Origin of the sequence: Duganella sp. SG902 (assembly GCF_013376005.1) — a bacterium.
Classification (GTDB): domain Bacteria; phylum Pseudomonadota; class Gammaproteobacteria; order Burkholderiales; family Burkholderiaceae_D; genus Rugamonas.
Window position 1 is genome coordinate 1 of the sequence record NZ_JABMJK010000006.1, and the last position, 24924, is coordinate 24924.

The 24924-nt window shown below is 64.7% G+C and carries 30 protein-coding genes; 10 read left to right on the forward strand and 20 right to left on the reverse strand.

All coding sequences use genetic code 11. The features are described 5' to 3' along the window. Positions 1 to 223: 223 nt before the first annotated feature. On the forward strand, positions 224 to 685 hold the full coding sequence (locus FHW83_RS14335) for a hypothetical protein (protein ID WP_373997216.1): 462 nt from the start codon (positions 224 to 226) through the stop codon (positions 683 to 685). On the opposite strand, the gene FHW83_RS14340 is transcribed toward FHW83_RS14335, so the two are convergent. Genes FHW83_RS14340 through FHW83_RS14350 form a run of 3 tightly spaced genes read right to left on the reverse strand, consistent with a single transcriptional unit; the run spans position 648 to position 2723 of the window. Continuing rightward, the gene (locus tag FHW83_RS14340; protein WP_176647051.1) at positions 648 to 1802 is read right to left on the reverse strand and encodes an acyltransferase; all 1155 of its coding nucleotides are present in this window, start codon (positions 1800 to 1802) and stop codon (positions 648 to 650) included. The two genes, FHW83_RS14335 and FHW83_RS14340, sit on opposite strands and share 38 nt — an antisense overlap. 13 nt (positions 1803 to 1815) lie before the next feature. Next, positions 1816 to 2103 carry a hypothetical protein gene (locus FHW83_RS14345; RefSeq protein ID WP_176647052.1) on the reverse strand — a complete coding sequence of 96 codons (288 nt, stop codon included), beginning with the start codon at positions 2101 to 2103 and terminating at the stop codon, positions 1816 to 1818. 2 nt (positions 2104 to 2105) lie between these two features. Then, positions 2106 to 2723 carry a glycoside hydrolase domain-containing protein gene (locus tag FHW83_RS14350; RefSeq protein ID WP_176647053.1) on the reverse strand — a complete coding sequence of 206 codons (618 nt, stop codon included), beginning with the start codon at positions 2721 to 2723 and terminating at the stop codon, positions 2106 to 2108. A gap of 150 nt (positions 2724 to 2873) precedes the next feature. Between FHW83_RS14350 and FHW83_RS14355 the strand changes: the two genes are divergently transcribed. From FHW83_RS14355 to FHW83_RS14375, 5 genes are all read left to right on the forward strand, one after another. Beyond that, a complete protein-coding gene (locus tag FHW83_RS14355) occupies positions 2874 to 6146 on the forward strand; it encodes a winged helix-turn-helix domain-containing protein (protein ID WP_176647054.1) in 3273 nt (1090 codons plus the stop codon). Then, positions 6143 to 6505: a hypothetical protein gene (locus tag FHW83_RS14360; RefSeq protein ID WP_176647055.1), complete on the forward strand. Its 363-nt coding sequence runs from the start codon at positions 6143 to 6145 to the stop codon at positions 6503 to 6505. Before FHW83_RS14355 ends, FHW83_RS14360 begins: the two co-directional genes overlap by 4 nt. A gap of 10 nt (positions 6506 to 6515) precedes the next feature. Next, complete coding sequence (locus FHW83_RS14365; RefSeq protein ID WP_176647056.1) at positions 6516 to 7475, forward strand: succinylglutamate desuccinylase/aspartoacylase family protein; 960 nt, start codon at positions 6516 to 6518, stop codon at positions 7473 to 7475. 109 nt (positions 7476 to 7584) lie between these two features. Continuing rightward, entirely contained in the window at positions 7585 to 7944 is a 360-nt protein-coding gene (locus FHW83_RS14370) for a DUF1304 domain-containing protein (RefSeq protein ID WP_176647057.1), read from the forward strand. A 2-nt stretch (positions 7945 to 7946) separates the two neighbouring features. After that, positions 7947 to 8144: a hypothetical protein gene (locus FHW83_RS14375; RefSeq protein ID WP_176647058.1), complete on the forward strand. Its 198-nt coding sequence runs from the start codon at positions 7947 to 7949 to the stop codon at positions 8142 to 8144. Between the two features lies 1 nt (position 8145). On the opposite strand, the gene FHW83_RS14380 is transcribed toward FHW83_RS14375, so the two are convergent. Next, positions 8146 to 9150, reverse strand: a complete 1005-nt coding sequence (locus FHW83_RS14380; RefSeq protein WP_176647059.1) for a hypothetical protein — start codon at positions 9148 to 9150, stop codon at positions 8146 to 8148. 128 nt (positions 9151 to 9278) lie between these two features. On the opposite strand from FHW83_RS14380, the gene FHW83_RS14385 reads away from it, so the two are divergent. Together FHW83_RS14385 and FHW83_RS14390 are read left to right on the forward strand one after the other, a co-directional pair. Then, positions 9279 to 9569: a helix-turn-helix transcriptional regulator gene (locus FHW83_RS14385; protein WP_176647060.1), complete on the forward strand. Its 291-nt coding sequence runs from the start codon at positions 9279 to 9281 to the stop codon at positions 9567 to 9569. A gap of 11 nt (positions 9570 to 9580) precedes the next feature. Continuing rightward, positions 9581 to 10636, forward strand: a complete 1056-nt coding sequence (locus FHW83_RS14390) for an alkene reductase (RefSeq protein ID WP_176647061.1) — start codon at positions 9581 to 9583, stop codon at positions 10634 to 10636. 39 nt (positions 10637 to 10675) lie between these two features. Here the strand turns inward: FHW83_RS14390 and FHW83_RS14395 are convergent, their stop codons facing one another. The 7 genes from FHW83_RS14395 to FHW83_RS14425 all read right to left on the reverse strand — a co-directional run bounded on the left by FHW83_RS14395 (position 10676) and on the right by FHW83_RS14425 (position 16659). Continuing rightward, positions 10676 to 11620 carry an MBL fold metallo-hydrolase gene (locus tag FHW83_RS14395; RefSeq protein ID WP_176647062.1) on the reverse strand — a complete coding sequence of 315 codons (945 nt, stop codon included), beginning with the start codon at positions 11618 to 11620 and terminating at the stop codon, positions 10676 to 10678. Positions 11621 to 11679: 59 nt separating this feature from the next. Beyond that, complete coding sequence (locus tag FHW83_RS14400; protein ID WP_308936759.1) at positions 11680 to 12738, reverse strand: acetate kinase; 1059 nt, start codon at positions 12736 to 12738, stop codon at positions 11680 to 11682. Positions 12739 to 12746: 8 nt separating this feature from the next. Beyond that, entirely contained in the window at positions 12747 to 13157 is a 411-nt protein-coding gene (locus FHW83_RS14405) for a hypothetical protein (RefSeq protein ID WP_176647063.1), read from the reverse strand. A gap of 14 nt (positions 13158 to 13171) precedes the next feature. After that, positions 13172 to 13834, reverse strand: coding sequence for a C39 family peptidase (locus FHW83_RS14410; RefSeq protein ID WP_176647064.1), 663 nt, complete (start codon positions 13832 to 13834; stop codon positions 13172 to 13174). Then, a complete protein-coding gene (locus tag FHW83_RS14415; RefSeq protein ID WP_176647065.1) occupies positions 13831 to 14127 on the reverse strand; it encodes a hypothetical protein in 297 nt (98 codons plus the stop codon). Before FHW83_RS14415 ends, FHW83_RS14410 begins: the two co-directional genes overlap by 4 nt. A gap of 51 nt (positions 14128 to 14178) precedes the next feature. Beyond that, positions 14179 to 15138 (reverse strand): hypothetical protein, encoded by a 960-nt coding sequence (locus tag FHW83_RS14420; protein ID WP_176647066.1) that lies wholly within the window; start codon positions 15136 to 15138, stop codon positions 14179 to 14181. A 183-nt stretch (positions 15139 to 15321) separates the two neighbouring features. Next, positions 15322 to 16659 (reverse strand): sigma-54 dependent transcriptional regulator, encoded by a 1338-nt coding sequence (locus tag FHW83_RS14425; RefSeq protein ID WP_176647067.1) that lies wholly within the window; start codon positions 16657 to 16659, stop codon positions 15322 to 15324. A gap of 139 nt (positions 16660 to 16798) precedes the next feature. Here FHW83_RS14425 and FHW83_RS14430 point away from each other — a divergent pair, with 139 nt between their 5' ends. Then, positions 16799 to 17416, forward strand: coding sequence for a 1-acyl-sn-glycerol-3-phosphate acyltransferase (locus FHW83_RS14430; protein WP_176647068.1), 618 nt, complete (start codon positions 16799 to 16801; stop codon positions 17414 to 17416). 3 nt (positions 17417 to 17419) lie between these two features. On the opposite strand, the gene FHW83_RS14435 is transcribed toward FHW83_RS14430, so the two are convergent. From FHW83_RS14435 to FHW83_RS14470, 8 genes are all read right to left on the reverse strand, one after another. Continuing rightward, on the reverse strand, positions 17420 to 17968 hold the full coding sequence (locus FHW83_RS14435; protein ID WP_176647069.1) for a HupE/UreJ family protein: 549 nt from the start codon (positions 17966 to 17968) through the stop codon (positions 17420 to 17422). 10 nt (positions 17969 to 17978) lie between these two features. Further along, the gene (gene ureG / locus FHW83_RS14440) at positions 17979 to 18593 is read right to left on the reverse strand and encodes an urease accessory protein UreG (protein WP_176647070.1); all 615 of its coding nucleotides are present in this window, start codon (positions 18591 to 18593) and stop codon (positions 17979 to 17981) included. Between the two features lie 10 nt (positions 18594 to 18603). After that, the gene (locus tag FHW83_RS14445; protein WP_176647375.1) at positions 18604 to 19284 is read right to left on the reverse strand and encodes an urease accessory protein UreF; all 681 of its coding nucleotides are present in this window, start codon (positions 19282 to 19284) and stop codon (positions 18604 to 18606) included. Between the two features lie 97 nt (positions 19285 to 19381). Continuing rightward, on the reverse strand, positions 19382 to 19882 hold the full coding sequence (ureE, locus tag FHW83_RS14450) for an urease accessory protein UreE (protein WP_176647071.1): 501 nt from the start codon (positions 19880 to 19882) through the stop codon (positions 19382 to 19384). Between the two features lie 2 nt (positions 19883 to 19884). Beyond that, a complete protein-coding gene (gene ureC / locus FHW83_RS14455; RefSeq protein ID WP_176647072.1) occupies positions 19885 to 21585 on the reverse strand; it encodes an urease subunit alpha in 1701 nt (566 codons plus the stop codon). Positions 21586 to 21593: 8 nt separating this feature from the next. Further along, entirely contained in the window at positions 21594 to 21920 is a 327-nt protein-coding gene (locus FHW83_RS14460) for an urease subunit beta (protein ID WP_176647073.1), read from the reverse strand. Between the two features lie 11 nt (positions 21921 to 21931). Next, positions 21932 to 22234 (reverse strand): urease subunit gamma, encoded by a 303-nt coding sequence (locus FHW83_RS14465; RefSeq protein ID WP_155462509.1) that lies wholly within the window; start codon positions 22232 to 22234, stop codon positions 21932 to 21934. Between the two features lie 16 nt (positions 22235 to 22250). Then, on the reverse strand, positions 22251 to 23114 hold the full coding sequence (locus FHW83_RS14470; protein WP_176647074.1) for an urease accessory protein UreD: 864 nt from the start codon (positions 23112 to 23114) through the stop codon (positions 22251 to 22253). A gap of 172 nt (positions 23115 to 23286) precedes the next feature. Here FHW83_RS14470 and FHW83_RS14475 point away from each other — a divergent pair, with 172 nt between their 5' ends. Next, complete coding sequence (locus tag FHW83_RS14475) at positions 23287 to 24258, forward strand: hypothetical protein (protein WP_176647075.1); 972 nt, start codon at positions 23287 to 23289, stop codon at positions 24256 to 24258. A gap of 1 nt (position 24259) precedes the next feature. Here FHW83_RS14475 and clpP read toward each other — a convergent pair whose 3' ends face one another. Continuing rightward, complete coding sequence (gene clpP / locus FHW83_RS14480) at positions 24260 to 24853, reverse strand: ATP-dependent Clp endopeptidase proteolytic subunit ClpP (protein ID WP_176647076.1); 594 nt, start codon at positions 24851 to 24853, stop codon at positions 24260 to 24262. Positions 24854 to 24924: the final 71 nt, after the last annotated feature.

Sequence of the window (24924 nt, forward strand, 5' to 3'; positions counted from 1 at the left end):
CCTTCATTATTTGATGAAAAGTCGATATCCTGAACATGTTGCGGGTTTGGTTTTTGAGTTTGGCGACTACGGGTATACGCCCGTTAACCAATACCTGCAACACCTTCAGGCTTATTCAAGCAAATTTATTCCGGACAGCAGTGCGCCTTCGCGGGAATGACGGCTCTTAACTTGGCGGCCCAAGGCCTGACGCCGTTTTTTTACGGCTGTTAGAATGGCGGGAATGGAAACTCTACTGAAATGGCTGCGCCGCCTGAGCCACTTGCTGGGCTTTGAGACGGCCGACTCCTTCCCGCCCGGCCACCCGTACGAACGCACGCGCTGGAATGGCGCGTATTTCGATATCGCTTCCGACGTCAAACCGGACGATATCGAACGCCGTTTGTGCGAGGCGATCAGCAACACGCCCTTGGTGTTCGGCTACATCGAGAATCCCACCCCGCGCATGCAGCGCGCGCTGCTGGCGGTGCTGGAGGAACGCATGCGCAACAATCGCGGCCGCGCCACCGAGCTGGCCGTGCTGCTGGTGCAGGCCTACGAAAGCCCGCACATCAGCGAGATCATCCCCGGCCTGCGCACCGTGGTCGACTCCACTCGCGGCCACGACCTTGGCGATCGCGGCCGCGCCGTCATGGCCTTCCTCGGTTCTACGCAGTCACCGTTTGATGTGATCGAGATGCATTGAGGTAGTTGGACGGCACGTAGCGGTCGCGCAGTTTCATGAACGGCGTTTCGACCAGCCGGTACAGTAGCCAACCGGCCAACAGGCTGGCCACGCTCATGATAACCAGCGTCTGCCAGCTTTCCGCCCCCCATCCCTGCTGCTGCAATGGCGCCCGCAGCAGCACGCACAGCTGTTTATGGGTCAGGTAGATGGCGTACGACCACAGCGCCACGCTGGCCGCGCCCGGCACACGCCAGCGCTGCAGCAGCGAGCCGGGGCTCAGCGCCGCCACCAGGAGCAGGCAATAGCTCAAGCCCAGCAACGGGTAGCCATACACCGTCATCGTGTAACCGTAGTGATCTTCCAGCAGCAGGTTCCATGTCAGCGCCAACAGGGCCGCGCCGGCGGCCAGGGTCCAGTTGCCCAGCGAGGTCAGGCGCGCCCACGCGCCCGCGTGATAATTCTTCAGCAGCGCCAGCGCCACCCCGCACACCAGCTCATCGAAACGGCACCATGAGGCATAGTAGATCCGCGTGTAATACTGCCCGCCGCTCAGTTCCTCGGCCGACATTCCGCTCCATGTCACGCCGCGGATCGTCATCCCGGCCAGCAGCGCGGCCACCACGGCCGCCCACGCCCAGGCCAGCGACTTGCGCAACATGGCGATCCCCAAGGCCAGCGCCGGCAGCAGGAAATAGAACTGCTCCTCCACGCATAGCGACCACGCGTGCGAAAACGCCGTGCCCGGCGTGAGATTGATATTCTGGGTGAAGGTCAGGAACTCCCACAGCGGCGGCAGCACGCTGTTGCCGCGCATGGCCGGCCACAAGGCGTATAGCGCCAGCACCACGTAAAAGTTCGGCAGGGTGCGCAGCAGGCGGCGCGCATAAAACCGCGCCAGCGAGAAGCGCGCCGTCCCGCCCTGCTGGGTGCGGATGCCGGCCAGGATCTGGTTGCCGATCAGGTAGCCGCTGAGCGCGAAGAATAGGTCCACGCCAGCCCAGCCGATCCGGCTCACCCAGCCGAAGGTCGGCGCGCCGCTGACGAAGATCATGTAGTGATTGGTGAAGACCAGCACGATGGCCAGCGCGCGCAGGGTGTCGAGGCCTGGGTTACGGCCGATGATGGTGGAATTCATCGGCCGTATCTTATCAGGTCGATATCGTCATTGTCAGCACCCGGTTGGAGAGCGACAGCACCGCCGTGCAGCCGCCCGGAATCACCACGTTCTGGCTGTGGCAGGAGTAAAAGTCCGTCTCGCCGAGCCGGATGTGATCGATGGCGGCGCTGATGCTGGTGCTGATGGCGTAGGACGCCAGCACGTGGTCCGGCGCGGTGACGAACTTCAGTGTCACGTCCCGCCCGGTATTATTCAGGAACACCGTGCGCGATGGCTTGACGGTCTTGCGCGATGGGGTCTCGGTGAAACAGATATTCATCGTCACAGCACCCGGAACAGGCCGGCCGGACGTTCCGGGCTGTGGCTCACCATGCTGACGCTGATGCGCTGGCCGTCATCGACGGGCAGCAGCGCGCCGGCCTGCTGCCGCAGGCTGTAGCCGGTGTAGTCGCGCTCGCCGCCCGCCGCCAGCCAGCTGACGCTGGCCAGGCCGTCGGCCAGCAGCGCCTGGCAGCAGGCGCCGGAGCCGTACACGCCCACCTTGTATTGCCGCTCCCCCGCCGCCGCCGCGCGGAAGGCCTGATTGACGCCCTCGACATAGCGGCTGGCCGCGCCGTCCGCCTCGGCCACGTCCGGCAGCGCGAAGTAAATCGCCGAGCCGGACGGCTGGGCGATCACCGCTTGCGCCATCAGGTAGGCTGCGGCGCCGTCCGCGCAACCTTGCGCCCGGGTGTAATAGCCGAGGTGCGCCTCGGGCGCCTCCCACAGCACGCCGATTTGCAGGCCGGCGTCGGTCAGCGCGCGCGCCTCGGCCAGCGACAAGCTCTTGCCAGCCTGGTGGCTGTAATGACGGATCACGAAATCGATCCCCTGTTGCTTGATGGCGATGGCGTACTGCGTCAGTTCAAACGGGGCTTTCACGCCGGTTAAAACAGTCATTGATGCTCCGTGGTAAATGTTCAACTATTTCCCTCAGGATAATGTTAGTATTTTCTCTGTCGAGACTGTACCCAAGCGCCGCCCGGCCGGCCTTCGGAAAACCTTCCGGCCTTTAAGCTGTTGATTTACAAAAGGAATAGTCGAGGTAGGATGAAGCACAAGAGTTTCCGTTTTGGCCAATGGCGGGTCGATCCAGCCACCAATACGCTCAGTTGCGGGGTGCTCAACCGTCAGCTCGAACCGCGGGCGATGGACGTGCTGCTGTATCTTTGCCGCCACCCGCACGTGGTGGTTTCGGCCGAAACCCTGCTGGATGCCTGCTGGGGCGACGTCGCCCCGAGCGACAACGCCATCCACAAAATCATCACCCAGCTGCGCCGTGCGCTGGACGATTCGGCCACCGAGCCGCGCTACATCGAGACCATCCGCAAACGCGGCTACCGTCTGCTGGCAGAACTCAGCTACGACGACGAGGTCAGCCAGGGCAGCTGGCTGCACGCCTCGCCGTTCCGGGGCCTCGAAGCCTTTGAGGAACAACACGCCGCCATCTTCTTCGGCCGCAAGCTCAGCGTCGACCAGCTGGTGCAGGTGGTGGTGGCGCAAGCCCAGGCCGCCTGCGCCATGGTGCTGGTGCTGGGGCCGTCCGGCGCCGGCAAGACCTCGCTGGTGCAGGCCGGCCTGATCCCGGCGCTGAAGGGGGGCGCCGCGCCGGCCGAGTCCGGCGTCGCCATCAGCGCCCACGTCCAGCTCGATTGCGCCGACATGGGCCAGTCCGGCCTGCTGGAAACCCTGGCCAGCGTGCTGCTCGACGCGGAAATCGACGGCCAGCTGCTGTTCGAGAACACCAGCGCGGCGGCGCTGGCCCAGCGCCTGGCGCACGATCTGCCGCTGCTGATCGAGCAACTGCAGCGCCAGCTGCCGACCATCCGCCTGCTGGTCTTCATCGACCGCTTCGAGGCCGTGTTCCGCCTGCCACACGTGAGCGACACCGAGCGCGCCGTCTTCATCAACGTGCTGGACCAGCTGGCGCGCTCGGGCTGCATGCAATTGGTGCTGGCCTGCCGCAACGATTTTTACCCGCAGCTGGCGTCCTACCCGGCGTTGATGAACCTCAAGCTGAGCGGCGGCCACTACGACCTGACGCCGCCCGGCAGCGCCGACATCGCCCAGATCGTGCGCCACCCGGCGCAGGTGGCGCAGTTGCGCTACACCGTCGACCAACACGGCGAGGGCCTGGACGAATTGCTGTGCCGCGCCGCCCTGTCCGGCGCCGACAGCCTGCCGCTGCTGCAATACTGCCTGCAGGAACTGTACCGCCAGCGCAGCGCCGAGGGCGAGCTCAGCCACGAAGCCTTCCACGCCATGGGCGGCTTGGAAGGCGCGATCGGCGCCCGTGCGGAGCAAGTGATTTCCGCGCTGGGCGCGGCGCAGATCGCCGCCCTGCCCCAGGTGCTGTCGCAACTGGTGCTGGTGGCCGAGGATGAAGCGACGGTTAGCTCGCGCCGGGTGCCCTGGTCGGCCCTGCGCAACGAGGCCGAGAACAAGCTGGTGCAGGCATTGGTCGACGCCCACCTGTTCGTCAGCGATCTACAGGGCGGCGCGCCGGCCTTCGGTCTGGCGCACGAGGCGCTGCTGCGACGCTGGCCGCGCGTGGTGGAGTGGATCGAGGAACACCGGCAAGCACTGCAGGTACGCAGCCGCATCAGCGCCCAGGCGCGGCGCTGGCAGGACAGCGGCGCCAAGCGCGACATGCTGCTGCCCTCGGGAACCCAGACCAACCAGGCGCGCCAGCTGCTGGCCACCAGTGGACTGAGCCTGACGCCGCTGGAACACAGCTTCATCCAGGCATCCCTGCAAAGCGAGCGCCGCAGCGAGCGCATGCGGATCGGCGTGATGGCCGTTGTCACCAGCCTGGCCATCCTGACCGCAGCCCTCGGCCTGACCGCCCGCTCGGCCCAGACCCAGGCCGAAACGCACCGCACCGAAGCCGAGGGCTTGATGGCTTACATGCTCGGCGAATTCGTCGACAAGCTGCGCCCTTTGGGCAAGCTGGATCTCCTCGACAGCGTCAGCAACCGCGCGCTGACCTACTTATCCGACCCAGCAAGAGCTAACAACAGCAATACCGCACTGGCACAGCGTGCAAAATCACTCCAGTTGATTTCAGAAGTCAAGATTGCGCGAGCAGATCCGATTGGCGCTAATACTGCACTGCTAGCCGGGCGGGAAATTTTGCGCAAACAACTAGCAGCCGCACCGGCCGACATCTCCCTGTTAAAAAGCGCGGGAGAGAACGCTTTCTGGCTGGGACAAATCCATTTCGATCAAAAAGAATGGGATAAAGCCCAACAATATATGGAGGAATATCGGGACTACGCTGACCGTCAAGCCCAAGCCGCACCAACGGATACGAATGCGTGGATTGAGCAATCCTACGCGCACAACAGCTTGGGCACCCTTGCGCTGCAGCGTGGTAACGTGAAGCGAGCGGCTGAAGAGTTCAGGTTATCAGTGGCACTGAAAACACGGGCCTATAACCAAAAGCCCAAGGATAAACAATTGACGTCCGACCTGGCGGACAGCTTATCCTGGTTGGCTAGCGCCTACATGCAGCTGGGACAATTGGCAGAGGCCGAGGCACTACACACCAGAGAATTGGAACTCTTACAAACGCTGCATGCGACCTATCCGGACGAAGGGCAATGGGTAAAGCAACTCGCATCAGCCTGGTCGCACCGCTCTGAACTCAAGCAAGCGCAAGGCGACATGAGCGCCAGCCACGCAGCCACGCTCGAAGCACACAAGTTGCTTTATGCCGCTGTGGAAAAAGATCCGAGCAACCGGATCTGGCAACGAAATCTTTACGCAGTTGAACTGAGAGTCATCGAAACCCAGATCGATAATCAGAACGGTGCCGCTGTGCTCAAGCAACTGGATAAACTGCAGAAGAACTTCACGGCATTAAGCGCGCTGGAACCTAAACGGCTAAATCTGCAAATGATGATCGCTTCGGTACAACACCGCAAGGCCGCCATTCAAATACGAGAAGGTGCATTCCAGGATGCGGCCGACAATCTCTTGCCTGCCGTCGAAAAATTAAAGGTGTTACACACTACCGCACCATCCGATCAACTGATCCTCTCAGCTCTGGCGGAAGCACTGTTACTCAACGCAGCGCTGAACGAACACATCAGGCAACCGCCAGCACAAGCCCCCTGTGCCGAGGTACGCTCGACACTGGCGGCCACCATCGGCGACAGCACGGACTTTCGCCTGCTGGATCCATGGGTCAAGGCACACGCTTGCCTGAATCAGCCCGCACCAGCGTCGTCAGCCCGTCAAAAGCTTGAGGACATGCGTTATCGTGATCCGACTTATTTGCACTACCTTTCCACCCACCCGCCAAAGAAAGTACACTCATGAGTAAAATTAACGCTTCTACCCAATTCATCAATATTATGGTGAAAGTTCGTCCAACCGATGACCCAACGGTTTATAAAGTGCACACCGCACCTGAAATTCCTTACATCACCGAGGCCGATACCGTCATCAATTACCAGATTTATGACACGCACGATTTGGACATTATTTTTACGGGCGCCATCATCACTCCGGAAGATAATGACCAGCTTAGCGCTTACACCATCAGCAAAAGCGGCAAGCTGCTGACGCTGAGCGATGCCAATACGGAAAAGATGCCGTTCAGTGTAAAACTGCAGTTCAGCGGCCCACATGGTCCGTTCTCGCACGACCCGCAGATCCAGAACGATCCACGACAATAAACTGTCCAAAATGAGCGACGCAGGCTTGTGCCAATTTAAATCGATAAATTTCGCTGGTCTGCAGTCAGGTGTACGGCTAGTCGTCACCGGCGCCGTACACGGGAATGAGACCTGCGGCACCCAAGCTATCCTGCGCGTGATGCAGGAACTGGACAGCGGCGCGCTGCTGGTGCGGCGCGGCGCCGTGACGTTCGTGCCGGTGACCAACCCACTGGCGTATGCCAAGGGCGAGCGCGCCGGCGAGCGTAACCTGAACCGCAATCTGTTCCCGAATTCTAACCCGCAGGACTTCGAGGACCGCGTGGCCAACTGGCTGTGTCCTCTTCTGGCGCAACATGACGTGCTGCTCGACCTGCATTCCTTCAACGCCGCCAGCGAACCGTTCGTGATGGTCGGGCCGCGTAACAACGATGGTCCGCTGGAACCGTTCAAGCATGAACAACAGGAACGCGCCCTCGCCCGCCGCCTCGGCGTGCGCCGCTTCGTCGACGGCTGGCTGCGCACCTATGGCGACGGGGTACAGCGTCGCATGAACAACAGCATTGAACTGCAAACCGTTCTGCGCTACGGCATGGGCACCACCGAATACATGCGCTCCACCGGCGGCTATGCGTTGACGCTCGAATGCGGCCAGCACGACGATCCGCAAGCGCCGGAGGTCGCTTACCGCGCCATCCTCAACACCCTCGCCTTCCTCGGCCTGATCGACGCGCCCGCGCCCGAGCCGATCGCGCCGGAACACATGGAAGCCCTGAGCATGGTGGCCGTGTACGACAAGCAGCATGCGGACGACACCTTCAGCCGCGACTGGTCCAGCTTCGATCCGGTCAGACAAGGCGAGGAAATCGGCCGCCGCGCCGATGGCACGCCGGTGCTGGCCGAATTCGACGGCCGCATCCTGTTCCCCGACAGCGCCGCCGGCGCCAACAGCGAGTGGTATTACATGACGCGCCCCAACCCGGCGTTTTGAAGCGCAGGCAGCATCGGCACGGAGGGACGAAATTGGTGCGGCCCCTCTAGCCGTGACGGCCTCGCTCGGGTCATAATGCTTGCTCAACATTATAAAAACGGGGAGAACCATGCTTTTAGCAGCGCAAATCGTCACCGCACTGGTGGCGCTGATACACGTGTACATCGTTTTGCTGGAAACCGTATTGTTCAATTCCCGCGGCCGCCGCGTGTTCGGCCTCAGTAAGGAGAAAGCGGAAATCGTCCAGCCGGCGATGTCGAATCAGGGCTGCTACAACGGCTTCCTGGTGGCCGCGCTGGTGGTCGGTTTCGTGCATCCCGACGCGGCCATCGGCTCGGCGTTCACCGTGTTCGGCCTCGCTTGCGTGGCGGTGGCCGGCGTGTGGGGCGGCGTCACCGTCAAGCGCTCCATTCTGTTGATTCAGACGCTGCCCGCCGTCATCGGCCTGGCCCTGCACTTCGCCGCCTGACGATGCAGACCCGGCTCAATTGGCTGCTGATGGCCTGCGCGGCGGCGGGCCTCATCTTCACCGGCTACAAGGAGATGCACAGCAAACCGCAGCCGCACGCGGTGGATAGCGCCACCTGCACGCCGGCGGCGATCAAAAGCATCGACAGTATCACGGAGCGCGCGATCCACGCCGCCAAGTGCGCGGAGCGCGCCAAGTAAGTTATTTGCGCAAGCTCGGCAGCGCCACCACCACCGCTGGCGGCGCCGTGGTTTCCGCCGCCGGCTTGGCGCCGGTGCCGCGCAAGGCCAGCAGCCAGCCGATGCCGTCGAACCAGAATGGCGATCCCAGCGAGGCCGCAAACGCGGTGGCGATCCAACCGATCAGCGCGAAGCTCAAGGCCAGCGCGAACTTGCCCACGCTGCCGACGCCGTCAAAGCGCGCCGATGGCCAGCCGATCGGCAAGGCCTGCAGGGCTTGCGCCTGCGCCCCGGCCTGTTTGGCCTGCTCCAGTGGCGGCGCGCCGGCCGGCGGCGTGGCCGGCTTGACCGCCTCCGCCTTTTGCACCACTTGCGCCGTCAGCGTCGAATCGGTCCACAGCCGCTGCGACAACTGCAGCGCGTCGATGTTCATCGCGCACGCATAAAACAGTCCGATCAGGAACAGCACGAACTGCGAGCGCCGCTTGTACCAGCCGCTGATGCGTTCCATCACCGTGTCGTACCAGATGCGCACGGCGTTCTCCAGCGCCGCCACGTCGTCCGGCCCCTCGCCCATGATGGCCAGCAGCGTGCGCGTCAGACCCTCGTTGCCGATGGCGTTGAGCAGCGCGGCCGCCGTCTGTCCCTTGCCGTAGCGCGTGGTCAGGGTGGCCACGAACGCGCGTGCGAATATCGCCGAGGGGATGTACGAAGGCAGTCGGCCGCGCTGCGCCATCCCGCTGATCAGCGGATGCCGCATCACCTCGGCCGTCAGAGACTGGTCGCCCAGTTTGTCGAGCCGGAAGCCGCCCTCGCGCCGGAACAGCCGCAGCAGCGACGGCACGATGCCGCGCACGCGCGGCTTGACGGCCGATTCGTGCAGCATGGTCAACACGCCGTCCAGCAGCACCTTGGCGCGCGTCTGGAACAGCGAGGCGATCGCCTCCCGCGTGGCGCTGCACAGCAGGCTCACGGCCAGGAAGGTATAGGACAGGCCCACCGCCACATCCAGGTAATGACTCGACATACGGTCCCTCGTTAGATTTCCAGCAATGTTCCATAAACATAAAGGATTTTTCGGCCGTCAGCACGTTTTTCTTTTATATCGTAATATGCCGATATTGAAATCGGAAAAACACGATACATATACCAGCCATGGACATCGACGCCATTCACAAAGCCCTCGCCAACCCGATGCGGCGCCAGATCCTGGCGTGGCTGAAGGAGCCGGACGTGTATTTCTCGGAACAGCAGCATCCGCTGAACCTGGGCGTATGCGCCGGCATGATCGACCGCCGCGCCGGCCTGTCGCAATCGACCACCTCGGCCCACCTGGCCGTGCTGGTCAAGGCCGGGCTGGTGACGTCGCACCGCGTCGGCCAGTGGAATTATTTCAAACGCGATGAGGCACTCATCCAGGCCTTCATCGACCAAATGCAACTATAGGGAAGCTCATCATGCCAACTCTGTTCGATCCCGTCACCATCGGTGACCTCACTCTGAAAAACCGCGTCGTCATGGCGCCGCTGACGCGTGCCCGCGCGATTGGCGAAGGCCGCGTGCCGAACGCGCTGATGGCCCAGTACTACGCCCAGCGCGCCAGTGCCGGCCTGATCCTGAGCGAGGCCACCGCCGTCACCCCGCAAGGCGTGGGCTACGCCAACACGCCGGGCCTGTGGTCCGACGAGCAGGTGGAAGGCTGGAAACAGGTCACCGCCGCCGTGCACGCCAAGGGCGGCGTGATCTTCGCCCAGCTGTGGCACGTGGGCCGCATCTCGGACCCGAGCTTCCTGAACGGCGAGGCGCCGGTGTCGGCCAGCGCCATCCCGGCGGCGGGCCACGTCAGCCTGCTGCGTCCGGAACGTCCTTACCCGGTGCCGCGCGCGCTGGACACCACCGAGCTGGCCGGTATCGTGGCCGCCTACAAGAAGGCCGCCGAAAACGCCAAGAAGGCCGGCTTCGACGGCGTGCAGATCCACGGCGCCAACGGCTATCTGCTGGACCAGTTCCTGCAAGACAAGACCAACCAGCGCAGCGACCGGTACGGCGGCCCGGTCGAGAACCGCGCCCGCCTGATGCTGGAAGTGACCGACGCCGTGATCGAAGTGTGGGGCCCGCAGCGCGTCGGCATGCACCTGGCGCCACGCCGCGACGCGCACGACATGGGTGATTCCAACCCGGCCGAGACCTTCGGCTACGTGGCGCGCGAGCTGGGCAAGCGCAAGATCGCCTTCATCGCCGCGCGCGAAGCGGTCGGCGAGGACAGCCTGGCGCCGCTGATCAAGCAGGAATTCGGCGGCGTGTTCATCGCCAATGAAAAGCTGAACAAGGTAGTGGCGCAGGGACTGCTGGAAAGCGGCAAGGCGGATGCGGTCGCCTTCGGCAAGGACTACATCTCCAACCCGGACCTGGTGGAGCGCCTGAAAGCCGACGCCCCGCTCAATCCATGGAAGGCGGAAACGTTCTACGGCGCCACCGAAGAAGGCTACACCGACTATCCAGCGTTGGCGTAAATTAGATTCCCGCCTGCGCGGGAACCCATGCCGGGCGTGCTAGCGCGGTTGCGTGTAATTGATCGGAACGAACACGTAGCCGCCCTTGCCGTTGGACCGCACATGGCCCAGCGCCGGGAACGACAGGTGCGGCGCGCCGATCAGGTAGCCCTCCTTGGCCGCCGCCGCGAACGCCTCCTTGCGCTCGGCGATCGCGATCTTGCTATCCATGTCGAACTGGATGCCCACGCCCGGATCCTCAAACTGCACCACCTGCACGTGCAGCAGGTCGCCCAGCAGCACCAGCTTCTGCCCCTTGCTCTCCACCACATAGGTGATATGGCCCGGCGTGTGCCCGCCATTGAAGTAGGATTTGATCCCCGGCACCAGCTCGGTGTTGGCGATGATGGGCTGGAACTTGCCGGCCTTCACATACGGGTTGATCGACACCATCGGCCCCTGGAAGTTGTCCTTGGCCTCGGCCGACGCCTTGTCCAGGTTGGTCGAATTCAGATAGTAATCGGCGTCCAGCTTCCCGGCCCGCACCACCGCGTTCGGAAACACGCGCTGCTCGTTCGACGCCAGCCCGCCCACGTGGTCGCCGTGCATGTGGCTGATGTAGATCTCATCCACCTGCTCCGGCTTGTAGCCGGCCGCCTTCAGATTCCCCAGCAGTTGCCCCAGCGTCGGGCCGAACAGGCTGGCCGCGCCGGTGTCGATCAGCACCAGCTTGCTGCCGGTGTTGATCAGGAAGCCGTTGACCGAGGTTTGCACCGGACTTTTCAGGAAAGACTTGTCCAGCGCGGCCAGGGTCTTGGCCGGCGGCTGCTTGAGCAGTTTCTCCACCGGCAGGTCCAGCGTGCCGTCGTTGAGCACCGTGATTTCAAAATCGCCCAGCGTGGTGCGATAAAAGCCCGGCGCCTGGAACCGGGCCATGGGCGCGCCCGCCTGCGCGGTGGCGCTGATCAGCAGCGCGGCAATGACGGTCAAGGTACGTGTGCTCATGGCTCCCCTATTTTAGAAATTGTCAGGAGCACTACAATACCTCAAATACAAGAATTCCGTCAGAACGTCACAGGCAAACGGAACGATAACTGCACATCGGGGGTGTCGCGCGTCAGCCCGGCGCCAACCGCGATGTTGATGGTGCGCCGGTCGTCGATGCGGTAGGAAAATCCGGTCAGCAAGGTGCCCAGCTGGGTGCGCACCGAGCCGGCCACCGGCGCGCCGTTCTGGCGCGTGCGCGCGATCGAGCTGTGGTCGTAGCCGAAACTAATCAGCGCCCGGTCGTTGAGCGCCAGCCCGACCCCGAAGTTGAAGCCGAACACGCCGCCCGGGGCGATCCGCCCCAGCGGCTCGGACTCGCCGCCCAGCACCAGCCGGCTGACGTGGTTGCGCTTGAAGTTGTACAGGTAGCTGACGCCGCCGAACAGAATCGCCGGATCGCTGGCGAACAACCACGTCAGGCTGGGCTGCAAGGCATAGAAGCCGGAGCCGGTCGGCAGCTCCAGCGGCAGCCCGGTGCCGCTGGCGTTGGGGCCGACGCAGCGCTTGCTGCAATCGGTCACCACGCTGAACGGATCGGTGCCGGTGCGCGACTTGAAGCGCAGGCCGGCCACGTAGTACGGCCGGTCCGCGCCGCCGTCGTTCAACTGGTAGCGCATGGCCAGCTCGGCGTCGCCGACGCCGCGCCCGCTGGTGTCGAACACGCGGTCGACGCCGGTGCCGGTGAACAGCTCGCGGCTGACGGTGGAGTCCGAGCGGTACACGTAAGGCACTTTCAATTCCAGCTCGGCGCGGTTGCTCAGGCCGTAGCGCGCGGTGATGGCGGCGGTGCTGGTGTTGCGCTTGACCTCGCGCACGTCCACCAGCCCGATCAGCAGCGCCGGGATGATGGTGTATCCCACCAGCACCACCCGGTTGCTGGACGAGTAGCCGAACTGCAGCGAAGGTTCCAACACGAGCTTGCCTCGCGGCGTGAGCACGCCCGGCTGTTCGAACAAGGGCGCCACGGCGGGCGGCCTGCCGTCTTGCGGCGGCGCGTTGCCGACCTGCTCCGGCGCGGCCACAGCCACCCCGCTGGCCAGCAGCGCCGCCGCCAGCCATTGTGCGTTTGCTTGCATATTCCTCCCTATTTGCCGACCGCGCCGGTGAGTGCCTCGCGCAGGCTGCTTTCAAAGTTGACCGCCTTCAGCAACGCCAGGTTCGCCACCGTGGCCCCTATCGTGGTCTGGGTTCGGATGGCCTGGTCGTTGAGACTGTTTTGCACCAGCACGGCGGCCATGGCATCGGCGGCCGCCTGCGTTTGCGCAGCGCTCAACTGTGTCATATCAGGGATGGAAAAACGGGTACTGGCTACAACAGTGCCATTGATCGAAACCAAACGTTCGACACCTAGCGACACCAGCATGCCGTTGCCCAGGTCGAAGCCGCCGCGCGTGCGCGCCAGCTGGTCGTCGCCGACGGCCTGCCAATCGTCGGCGGGCTGGGCCTGCGCCAGCGTCGCGCAGGCCAGCCACATGCCACAGAGGATCTTGCGCATGGCCATATGTCCTTTCAGAAGTTGCCGCCGCCGTTCTTGGACAGCGTGATGTCGGCCAGGCCGGCGCGGTTGATGGCCTCGCCCAGCGGCGCGCGCGGCGCCACGCTCCAGTCGGCCGCCAGGTTGAACCCAGGCTGGCCGGGCCAATGGTGGATGACAAACAACAGGCGATCCGGCCAGGCCGCCTCGAACGCGGCGCGCCGCATGGCGCGGGTGCCGCCGGCCGGGTCGCCCAGCAACACGCGTTCGGCGTCGATCCCCTTGATGACGACGAAATGCCAGTAGCCGTTTTCCGCGATGCGCACGATGGCCGGCAGCCGCGCCTGCGCCAGCTTGTCCAGCGGCTGGGTGAAGCCGTCGGCGGTGTAGCCCTGTTGCGCGAGATAGCGTTTCATGTCCAGCATCGAGAAGCCTTCCCGCCGGATTTTCTGCTGGTCGCCCAGCGCAAACATGGCGTCGAACACCTGCTGCTCCGACACCGGCATGTTGTAGTGATAAGTAAGCAGCGTGGCCACCGCCGCCGAGCCGCAGCTGAAGTCGAAATGCTGGCGCACGGTCGAGCGGAAGCGCGCCTCTTTCAGGCTGGCGACGTGCAGCGCGTAGCCGCCGCCTTGCACGGACGGCAGGTCGGCGGCGTGGGCGCTACACGCCAGCGTCAGCAGCGCGATGATCTTCATTGCATCTGAATGTTGATGATGGTGGCGTTTTGTATCAGCACATTGGAGCCGGAATTCTGTATCGCCACCGGCAGGCCGGACGCGTTGCTGAACGCCCCGCTGCTGATGGTGTTGGCCCCGCTGCTGACATTGGCCGCGGCGTTGCCGGCCACCGTGCCGCTGACGCGCATGTCGTTGCTGACGGTGTCCGCGCCAGCGTGCAGCGCGGCCAGCTGTTCGTCCGCCACCGGCGCGCTGTCGAAGTCCGGCGCGGCAAGCGCCAGGCCGGCGGCCAATATGGATGCGATATACATGCTTGCCCTCCCTTTGATGAAGGCGGGACGCCGGGCGCCCCGCCCCGGTGATTAACGGCCCAGCGACAGGTTGGACTGCACGTTGACGCTTTGCTGCACCAACGACGCCATGCCGCTGTTCTGCGACGCCACCATGATGCCGGCGGCCGACTGGCCAACGCTGCTCATGCTGTTGGACATATTGAAGGTCCCGGCACCCACCGTCACCGCGCCGCTGGCGCCGCCCGTGGCCGCGCCGCCGGCACCGCCGGTCGCGGCGCCGCCGGTATTCGTGCCGCCCGAGCCGCCGGCGCCGCCCGCACCGCCAGCGCCACCCGCGCCGCCAGCCGCGCCGGCGCCGCCGGTCGCGCTGCCGTTGGTGGGCGCGCCATTGCTGGCGGTCCCGCCGCCGGCCGCGCCGGCCGCCGCGCCCGCGCCGCCATTGGCGGATGCGGCACCGGTATCGCCGGCGGACGCGCCGCCGCCCGCGCCACCGGCGCCGCCGTCGCCACCGCTGCTGCCGCCCACGTATGGCGAACCGTTCCACGCGCTGCCGTTGGTGCCAGCGGCGCCGCTGCCGCCGGCCGCGCCGGACCCGGCATACTGGTCGCCGCCGGTGGCGCCGAGGCCGGCGGCGCTGCCGCCAGTGGCCGTGCCGCCGGCGCCGCCGCTCGCCGCGCCGCCGCGGCTGTTGCCGCTGTTCTCAGCGTAGTTGCCGATGCCGGAAACCAGGTTGCCGCCCACCGTGCCATTGAGCGTGCTGGTGGCGTTGGCGCTGGAGGTGTTGAACGAGTTGCTGAACGCCGAAGTGGCGGTGGCGCCGTTATTGGCGGCCACGCCGGCCAGCGCACTGGCGCTTGCGGCGCCGCTGCTGTTGTTATTGTTGTTCTGGTTGCGTGTGCTGTTATCGAGCGTGGTGCTGGAATTGTCATTGGCGGCCGGGCCTGCGCCCGATTGCGTGGTCGCCGTTTGCGCGTAAGCCTGCGCACCAAAGGCCAGCGCGATCATGGCGCCAATCAGAGTTTTTTTCATAGTTGCTCCTACCTTGCAGTTTTGAGGAATGGGACCGGGCAATGGCGCCCGGCCCCACCGCTTTCGCAAGCTTGGTGCCATCGCCAACAAGTCCTTGATCCGCAAGGCCTATCTCTGCCGGCACGGGGTTCGGCGCAGGCTTGGTCGCGGCGATCCGTCACACCGGCGTGACAGCATCGCGCCTCATTCACTCTGTCCGTCGGTGTAACCGATGCGTGACGGCGCCGTGATCCCATGCTTGGCCAGCAGGCGGTAGAGCGTCATGCGCGATACGCCGAGGTCGCGCGCCGCCAGCGTGATATTGCTGCCGGCACGCAGCAGGCTGGCGTCGATGGCGTCGCGCTCGGCCCGGATGCGGACGTCATCGAGCAGCAGCGGCCCGGCGCCCGGCGCGGCCGGAGCCAGGCCCAGGTCCCGCGGCAATATCAATCGGCCTTCCGCCATGACCATGGCGCGGCGCACGCGGTTAATCAGCTCGCGCACGTTGCCCGGCCAGTCGTGGTCGCGGATGGCTTGCGCGGCGCGGCTGCTGAAACCCTTCACGCGCGGCGCGCGCTCGCTGGAGTAAGTGCGGAAGAAATGTTCGGCCAGCGGCAGCAGATCCTCGCGCCGCTCGCGCAGCGAGGGCACCTCCAGCGCCAGCACGTTCAGCCGGTAATAGAGGTCCTCGCGAAAGGCGCCGCGCCGCACCGCCTCCTCCAGATTGACGTGCGAGGCGGCGATCACGCGCGCGTCGACCGCGATGCTGCGCGTGCCGCCAACGCGGTAGATGGTCTTCTCCTGCAAAAAGCGCAGCAGGTTGGCTTGCAGCTCCATCGGCAGGTCGCCGATTTCGTCGAGGAACACCGAGCCGCCCTGGGCGCTTTCGATCAGGCCGCGCTTGTCGCGCGCGGCGCCGGTGAAGGCGCCGCGCTCATGGCCGAACAGTTCCGATTGAATCAGCGCGGCCGGAATCGCGCCGCAGTTGATCGGCACGAACGGCCCCTTGCGGCGCGGCGAGTGCGCGTGCACCGCTTGCGCCGCCAGTTCCTTGCCGCTGCCGCTCTCGCCCCAGATCAGCACCGGCGCGCTGGCCGCCGCCACCTTGCCGATTTGCCGCCGCAGCCGCGTGATGGCGGCGCTGTGGCCGGTCAGCGTGGCGTCGCTCGCGGGAGGCGCGAGCACGTCTTCGCGCAGCGCCGCCATGCCGAGCGCGTGACCCAGGGCATGGCGCAGCCGCTGGCTGTCCACCGGCCAGGTATGGTAATCGTCGCAGTGATCGCGCAGCAGCTGGCGCCAGGCCGGCTGCTCCAGCAACGCCGGCGGCAGCACCGCTATCCAGCGCATGGTCCAGTGATCCTGCAGGAAGGCATGCAGCGCTTCACACTGGTCGGCCTCCCGCACCAGCAACAGGCCGACGGCGCAAGGCCGCGCCTGCGCATGACGGCGCGCTTGCGTTGGCGTGTCCGCCTGAATGACTTCCCAACCCTCCGGCAAACCCGGCACGCCGACGCCCACGCAGAGTATCGATTTCGTCGTCATGCTGGTTGGACGGGCAATGATGTGAAAAGTTCAAGCTTGTGCCACCGTCGAGCCCAATATAGAATGCGCGCTGCTTTTTTGAACAGGTGAGTAACAACCTGTCAATAGTTCATATAAATTAAAAACGGGATGTGGTGAGATGAACGATGACGAATTGAAGCCGGCCGCGCTGCCGGGCTGGAGCCAGCGCGCGGCGCTGCGCACGCTGAACCTGTTCGGCTGGCGCATGCTGTACCGCCCCCTGCCCGGCCCGCGCGGCATCGTGGTGGTGTATCCGCACACCTCGAACTGGGACTTCATGGTCGGCCTGTTCGGCAAGTGGGCGCTCAACCTGCCGTTCCGCTGGCTGGCCAAGGATTCGTTGTTCAAGACGCCGCTGGGCGGCTGGTTCCGCTCATTGGGCGGCGAGCCGGTGGACCGCAGCGCGCCGCAAGGCATGATACGCGCGCAGGCCGAACGCATGAACGCGGCCGACTGGTACTGGCTGGCCATCACGCCGGAGGCCACGCGCAGCTACCGCCCGCACTGGAAGAGCGGCTTCTATCACCTGGCGCTGGAGGCCAAGGTGCCTCTGTGCCTGGTGTACATCGATTATCCGAACAAGACGCTGGGCGTGGTCGATCACCTGCACCTGACCGGCGACCAGCAAGCCGACATGGCGGCCATCGCCGCCGTCTACGCCGGCCACCACGGCCTGTATCCGAAGAACGAAGCGCCCGTCGTGCTGCAGGAGCGCCGCAACGAAGAGCGCAAATAAGTCTTACGCCGTCGCCGCCAGCATCACGCCGGTGGCGGCGATGGCCGCACCCGAGGCCTTGACGGCCAGCGCCGGGCTGACGCGGCCCAGCAGATTCCCACCATACACCAGCAACAGGCTGGCGGACAGCAGGCCCACGGCGCTCATCGCCTGCGGCAGTTCGTGGCCGTGCGCGTTGCCATGCAAGATGGCGAACACGCTGATCATCACCGCGCTGGCCGCCGCAGGCAAGCGCGCCGCCACCGCCAGCAGCACGCCCATCAAGGCCACCGTCAGGGCGATGCCGGTTTCCAGCCCCGGCACGGTGAGGCCTGCCGCGCCGGTCGCCATGCCGATCAACAGCATGCCGATGAAGGTGGCCGGCAGCCATTTCGCGTTCGGCTGGCGCACGCTCCATGCGCCCACCGCCAGCATGGCCAGCAGATGATCGAGGCCGGTGAACGGATGCGCGAAGCCGGCCAGGAAGCCGTGCGTGTGCGCGCCTGCGCCGGTGTGCGCCATGGCGGCCGTGCTGGCGGCGGCCAGCGTGATAGTGGTGATGGTTTTTTTCATAGGTCTCTCCTTAGTGGCCCAGCAGGCCTTGTTCGCGAATGAAGTCGATGACCTTGGTCACGCCCTCGCCGCTGCGCAGATTGGTGAAAATGAAGGGACGGCTGCCGCGCTGCTGCTTGGCGTCGCGCGCCATGATGTCGAGGTCCGCGCCGACGTGCGGCGCCAGGTCGGTCTTGTTGATGATCAGCAGATCGGAACGGGTGATGCCGGGACCGCCCTTGCGCGGGATCTTCTCGCCGCCCGCCACGTCGATCACGTAGATGGTGAGGTCGGACAGTTCGGGACTGAAGGTGGCGGCCAGGTTGTCGCCGCCCGACTCCACCAGGATCAGGTCCAGGTTGGGGAAGTCGGCCTGCATGCGGGCGATGGCTTCGAGGTTGATCGAGGCATCTTCACGGATCGCCGTGTGCGGGCAGCCGCCGGTCTCCACGCCCATTAGGCGCTCGGCCGGCAGCGCGTCCGCGCGCAGCAGGATCTCCATGTCTTCCTTGGTGTAGATGTCGTTGGTGATGACGGCCATGTCGTAGTGGTCGCGCATGCCCTTGCACAGCATTTCGCACAGCGCGGTCTTGCCAGAGCCCACAGGGCCGCCGATGCCGACGCGGAGAGGATTGGAAGTATTCATATTGGTTCTTTCAGGATCTGTATAAACGGCTGTATTGCACTTCATGCCGCATCGATAGCAGCGACAGGCCGGGCGCCCAGTTGCACATGTCGTCGTCGCCGACGGTTTGCGCGTAACGGGCGGCGGCCTCGATCTCTTCGCGCAGCGACAGCAGCATGCGCTGGCCGGCCACCTGGCCCAGAGGCACGGACTTCACGCACACCAGCACCTGGTTCTCTGCCCAGGCGAATAACATGGCCAGCAGGGCCTCGGCGTGCGGGATGCGCAGCGCGGCGACGGCGCAGGCGAAGGCCGTCGGCAGTGCGACTTCCGGCTCGCGCTGGAGCTGCGCCAGCATCTCTTCATCCACGATACCCAATTCGGCTACCAGCTTGGTGAGCGAGTAGCCCATCTGGATGGTCTCGGCGCGGAATTCGGCGCTGTCGCGCGAGGCGATGAATTTTTCGCTCCAGTCGCTGACGGCGTTCCAGTCGCGCGCCGTCCAGGCCTGCATCAGACGCCAGGCGATGGGGGCTTCCCATTGCGCCACCACTTCGTGCAGATGGCGGACGATCCATGCGCGCGCGGTGTCGGCGTTGTGTACTGTGCCGCTTTCCAGCGCCGCCTCCAGCCCTTGGGAATAGCTGTAAGCGCCAATCGGCAAAGCCGGGCTGGCGAATTGCAGCAGATGCAGGAGCGCCGCCGCCTGCATCACCACCCCGTCATTCCGGCGCAAGCCGGAATCCATAGGGCGCGTGCCGGGATGCTCAGCATGGATCCCGGCTTTCGCCGGGACGACGCGACGGTGGTCATTTCAGATCGCCCGGACGGTGGATCTTTTGGCGCAGCGGGATCGGCGCCAGCGGACCGTCATGATGATGCGAATGCCCGCCGCCATACGCGCCCGACTCCGGCTCGAACGCCGCCGATTCCTCCACCACCGTCGCGCCCAGCCCCGCCAGCATCTCCTTCAACACCGCATCGGCGCGAATGCGCAGAAAGCCGTCACCGACCTGCGCCTGCGTGTGACGGTTCCCGAGGTGGAAGGCACAACGCAGCAGCGTGTGCGCATCGGCGCACGTCACCTTATAGGTCGGCTCCGGCGCGGCCACCACGCGCACCACGCGCTTGTCCTCGCCGGTCAGCAGATCGCCATCGCGCAGCACCGTGCCGCGCACGGTGAACACCGCCACGTCCTCGCCGTTGTCCAGCGTCGCGCGCAGGCGGCATTTCTCGCGCAGCTCGTACGGCAACACCAGTTGCGCCGCAATCACCTCGGCATGAGGAATCTTGGTATGTAAGGTCAGCATAATCAGAACAGGAAATAGCGCTGCGCCATCGGCAGGATGGAGGCCGGCTCGCACACTAGCAACTCGCCATCGGCGCGCACTTCATAGGTTTCGGGATTGACGTCCATCTTCGGCGCCAGCGCGTTGTGGATCATGTCCGACTTGCGCAGCGCGCGCATGCCCTTGGCCACGATCAGCGTCTTGTTCAACTTGAGCGCGTCGCCGATGCCGGCGTCGTAAGCGGCCTGCGACACGAACGTGAACGACTTCTTCAAACCGCCGCCATAGGCGCCGAACATCGGCCGGTAATGCACCGGCTGCGGCGTTGGAATCGAGGCGTTCGGATCGCCCATCTGCGCGGCGGCGATCATGCCGCCCTTGAGGATGGTGGATGGCTTCACGCCAAAGAAGGCCGGCTTCCACAGCACCAGGTCGGCGATCTTGCCCACTTCGACCGAACCCACCGCATGCGCGATGCCGTGCGTGATGGCCGGGTTGATGGTGTACTTGGCGACGTAGCGCTTGACGCGGAAGTTGTCCGCGCGCGACGAATCCGGCGCCAGCGGCCCGCGCTGCACCTTCATCTTGTGCGCGGTCTGCCAGGTGCGCATGATGACCTCCCCCACGCGGCCCATGGCCTGCGAGTCGGACGACATCATCGAAATCGCGCCGATGTCGTGCAGGATGTCCTCGGCGGCGATGGTCTCGCGCCGGATGCGCGATTCGGCGAACGCCACGTCTTCGGTGATGGCGGCGTCCAGGTGGTGGCAGACCATCAGCATGTCCAGGTGCTCGTCCAGCGTGTTGACGGTGTACGGCCGCGTGGGATTGGTCGATGAAGGCAGCACGTTCGACTCACCCACCGCCGCGATGATGTCGGGCGCATGGCCGCCGCCCGCGCCCTCGGTGTGGAAGGTGTGGATGGTGCGGTCCTTGAACGCGGCCAGCGTGTCGGCCAGGTAGCCGCCTTCGTTCAGCGTGTCGCTGTGGATGGCGACCTGGATGTCCATCTTGTCCGCCACGCTCAGGCAATTGTCAATCGCGGCCGGGGTGCTGCCCCAGTCCTCATGCAGCTTCAGGCCGATAGCGCCTGCGCGCACCTGCTCCTCCAGCGGCGCAGGCAAACTGACGTTGCCCTTGCCGAGGAAGCCAAGGTTCATCGGAAACGCGTCGGCCGCCTGCAGCATCGAATGCAAATGCCATGGCCCCGGCGTGCAGGTGGTGGCCGAGGTGCCGGCCGAAGGACCGGTGCCGCCGCCGATCATGGTGGTCACGCCGCTCATCAGCGCTTCCTCGATCTGCTGCGGGCAGATAAAGTGGATGTGCGTGTCGACGCCGCCGGCGGTGACGATCATGCCCTCGCCCGCGATGATCTCGGTGGCGCCGCCGATCGCCATCGTCACATGCGACTGGATGTCCGGATTACCGGCCTTGCCGATGGCGGCGATCATGCCGCTTTTCAGGCCGATGTCCGCCTTGACGATGCCCCAATGGTCGACAATCACCGCGTTGGTGATCACCGTGTCCATCACATCGGCGGCCACGCGCTGCGACTGGCCCATGCCGTCGCGGATCACCTTGCCGCCGCCGAACTTCACTTCCTCGCCATAGATGGCGTAGTCCTTCTCGATTTCGATAAACAGTTCCGTATCCGCCAGGCGGATGCGGTCCCCGGTGGTGGGGCCGAACATCTCCGCATAGGCGCGGCGCGAGATTGTAGCCATGAGAGCCTTTACGCTTTGGGTGGTGTGGAAGCCAGCTTGCCCATCACTTTGCCGTTGAAGCCATAGACTTCCTGGTCGCCGTCCAGCTTCACCAGTTCCACGGTGCGCTGCTGGCCCGGCTCGAAGCGCACGGCGGTGCCGGCCGCGATGTTCAGGCGCATGCCGTAGGCCTTCCAGCGTTCCAGCTTGAGCACTGAGTTGACTTCAAAAAAATGGAAGTGCGAGCCGATCTGCACCGGGCGGTCGCCCTGGTTGGTGACGACCACGGTGACGGTTTCGCGGCCTTCGTTAAGGCCGATCTCGCCCTCTTCAAGCTTGTATTCGCCTGGGATCATGGTGAACTCCTTTAGGGGATGGGGTTGTGGACAGTCACAAGCTTGCTCCCATCAGGGAACGTCGCTTCGACCTGGATGTCGGGGATCATTTCGGGGATACCCTCCATGACGTCGGCGCGCGTGAGTATGCGCGTGCCGTCGGACATCAGTTCTGCGACAGTTTTGCCGTCGCGCGCACCTTCCATGATGGCGCAGGTGATCAGCGCCACCGCTTCCGGGTAGTTCAACTTCAAGCCGCGGGCAAGGCGGCGTTCCGCCACCAGGCCTGCGGTAAAAATCAACAGCTTGTCTTTTTCGCGTGGCGTCAGGTCCATATCGTGTTCTCTCTCGTCAGGTTTGCCAGATGCGCGGCGTGACGGCCGCGCGTCCCAGCAGATGCGGGCGCAGGCGGCGCCATACGGTGAGCATCAGGCGGCGCGCGGTTTCGCTGTCGTCGCCGAGATGGCGCGCCACCAGCACGCCCTTGGTGTGGGTGATGCCGAAAACGTGTTCGCCGTCGGCGGCGATGTCGGCGCGGATCTCGTTCAGAACAGCGGCGGGCAGCGGCTTGCCGGCCGCGATCAGCGTGGCGCACACGGTGTGGCCGTTGAGCGCCAGCGGGCTATCGAGCCGGCCGCCGATCATGTCGCCCTGCTCCCACCAGATCAGTCGTCCCTCGCGGCGGATGCTGCTGCGCTGGCGGATGGAGCCGGTGTTGAATACCTCGCCCGAGCCGCGCCGGCCCATGCACAGGATCTCGCAACCGAGGAAGGTGGCGCCGGCGGCCAGCTCCACGTGCTGGTCGAGCACCACGTTAGCGGTATCAAAGAAGATGGTTTCTTGCGGCAGCCATTCGAGGGCGGCGTTCTCGTTCACATGCAGATGCACGGCCTGGTGCGAGACCTTGCCGTTGGCCTGATACCACTTGGCCGCTCCGGGGGTGGTGATGAAGGCGTGCGCGTTGTCGCCCACCCCGATGTCGATCTCCAGTTGATCGCCCCCCACCACGCCGCCGGGCGGGTGGACGATGATGGCCTGGCACACCTTGGCGTCCTCCGGGTACAGCGCCTTCTGCACGCGCAGCGGGCCGTGGTGGATTTTGTTAAACAGCCGCGTGGTGCCGGCGTCGTCCGCAAACCCGAGGGTGAGACTGGCCTGCCAGGCACTGTGGCCAGTGCTGGCGGCGAGGTCACGCGGAGCGGTGCAGTCGGGCATGGAATCAGGTACGTGTTAAATAATGTTCTGTCCTATGCAATCCTTGTGCCAGCACAAATCCGCCTCCCCCGGCACCCGGCGCACCATTAAGCAGCGCAACGCACCAGTTCGGTGCGCACGGTCGTTAGAATCCGATAGTATTGATGCATGGAAAGCTTTGTATAATGAGTGCATGTCAACATTACATCTCTCCACCCTGTTCGCGCTGCTGGCTTTCGGCGGCGCACAAGCCGCCACAGTCGGCGCCGAAAATTGCCGCGTCATTCTGCCCGCCAAGGTGGAACTGGCTGGCGAAACCGTCGAATGGAAAGGCCCGTGTGCCAACGGCTACGCCGAGGGCGATGGCGTCTTGCTGCGCTTCGTCAAGCAGCGGCAGGTCGCCAGCTTTGAGGGCCGCATGGCGCAAGGCATGATGGCCGAGGGCTACGAAAAAACCGCGGACGGCGCACAATACGAGGGCCAGTACAAGAACGGCCTGCGCGAGGGCAAAGGCAGCGCCATCGAGAAAGACGGCACGCGTTACGACGGCGAGTGGCGCGCCGGCCTGCGTGAAGGACGCGGCGTGGCCAATTTCCCTCTGGGCGGCAGTTATGACGGCCCCTGGCGGGACGGCCAGCCAGGCGAAGGCGACGGAAAAATCACCTATGCCGGCGGCATGCGCACCATCCACGCGCGCGACTTCGTGCCGCCGCCGCAGGATGAGGGCGAAGTACAAAGGTTCAGGGTGAAGGGGAACACCTTGAACAGCCTCCAGCGTTTCCCCGAGGACCTGGCATATGGGACCGCCGTGCCGTTTGACAAAGGCTATGCCGAGATGACGCCTCAGCAGCAACAGCACTTCCGCCGGCAATACCCTTTCCTGCACGCGGACGATATACCGCCCTATCCTGAGAAAGGCACAGCGGAGATAATGCGCTGGCTGTCAAAGGCGCAGAGCAACGCCCTGGCGCAAGGCGAATTCCGCGCCATCGTCGACGTCGACGCCGCCGGCAAAGCCACCGCCATCACCACCTACGCTTCGCCAAGCGCGCAGTTGACGGATGTCGTCAAGATCCTCCTGTTCAACCAGAAGTTCACGCCGGCGCGGTGCGACGGCAAGCCTTGCGCGATGCGCTTCCCGTTCACGGTCCAGTTCAAGAACTGAATCAGTCCGGCGCGCGCGCCGTCAGCACGCTGTCGATCAAACCATACGCCGCACCTTCCTGGGCGGACATGTAGTTGTCGCGGTCCGAGTCCTTTTCGATTTGCGCCAGCGTCTTGCCGGTACGCTCGGCCAGGATGGTGTTCAGGCGCTGACGCTGGTACAGCACCTCGCGCGCCTGGATTTCAATATCGGCCGCCACGCCCTGCGAGCCGCCGTGCGGCTGATGGATCATGATGCGGGCGTTCGGCAAGGCGTAGCGCTTGCCGATGGCGCCCGCCGCCAGCAGGAAGGAGCCCATGCTGGCGGCAAAGCCGGTGCACAGGGTCGATACGTCCGGTTTGATGAACTGCATGGTGTCGTACACCGCCATGCCCGCGTACACCGAGCCGCCAGGCGAATTGATGTACAGCGAAATATCCTTCTCGGGATTCTCCGACTCCAGGAACAGCAACTGCGCCACCAGCAGGTTGGCCGATTGTTCGGTCACCTCCCCCACCAGGAAAATAACGCGCTCCTTCAGCAGGCGTGAGTAAATGTCGAAGGCGCGTTCGCCGCGGCCTGTTTGTTCGATGACGGTGGGGATCAGTGCGTTCATGGCGGTCCTTTTGCGGTAAAGTGGAATCACTGCCCGCTTGACGCCCGGGGCCTGCGCCGTGTGACCGCCGC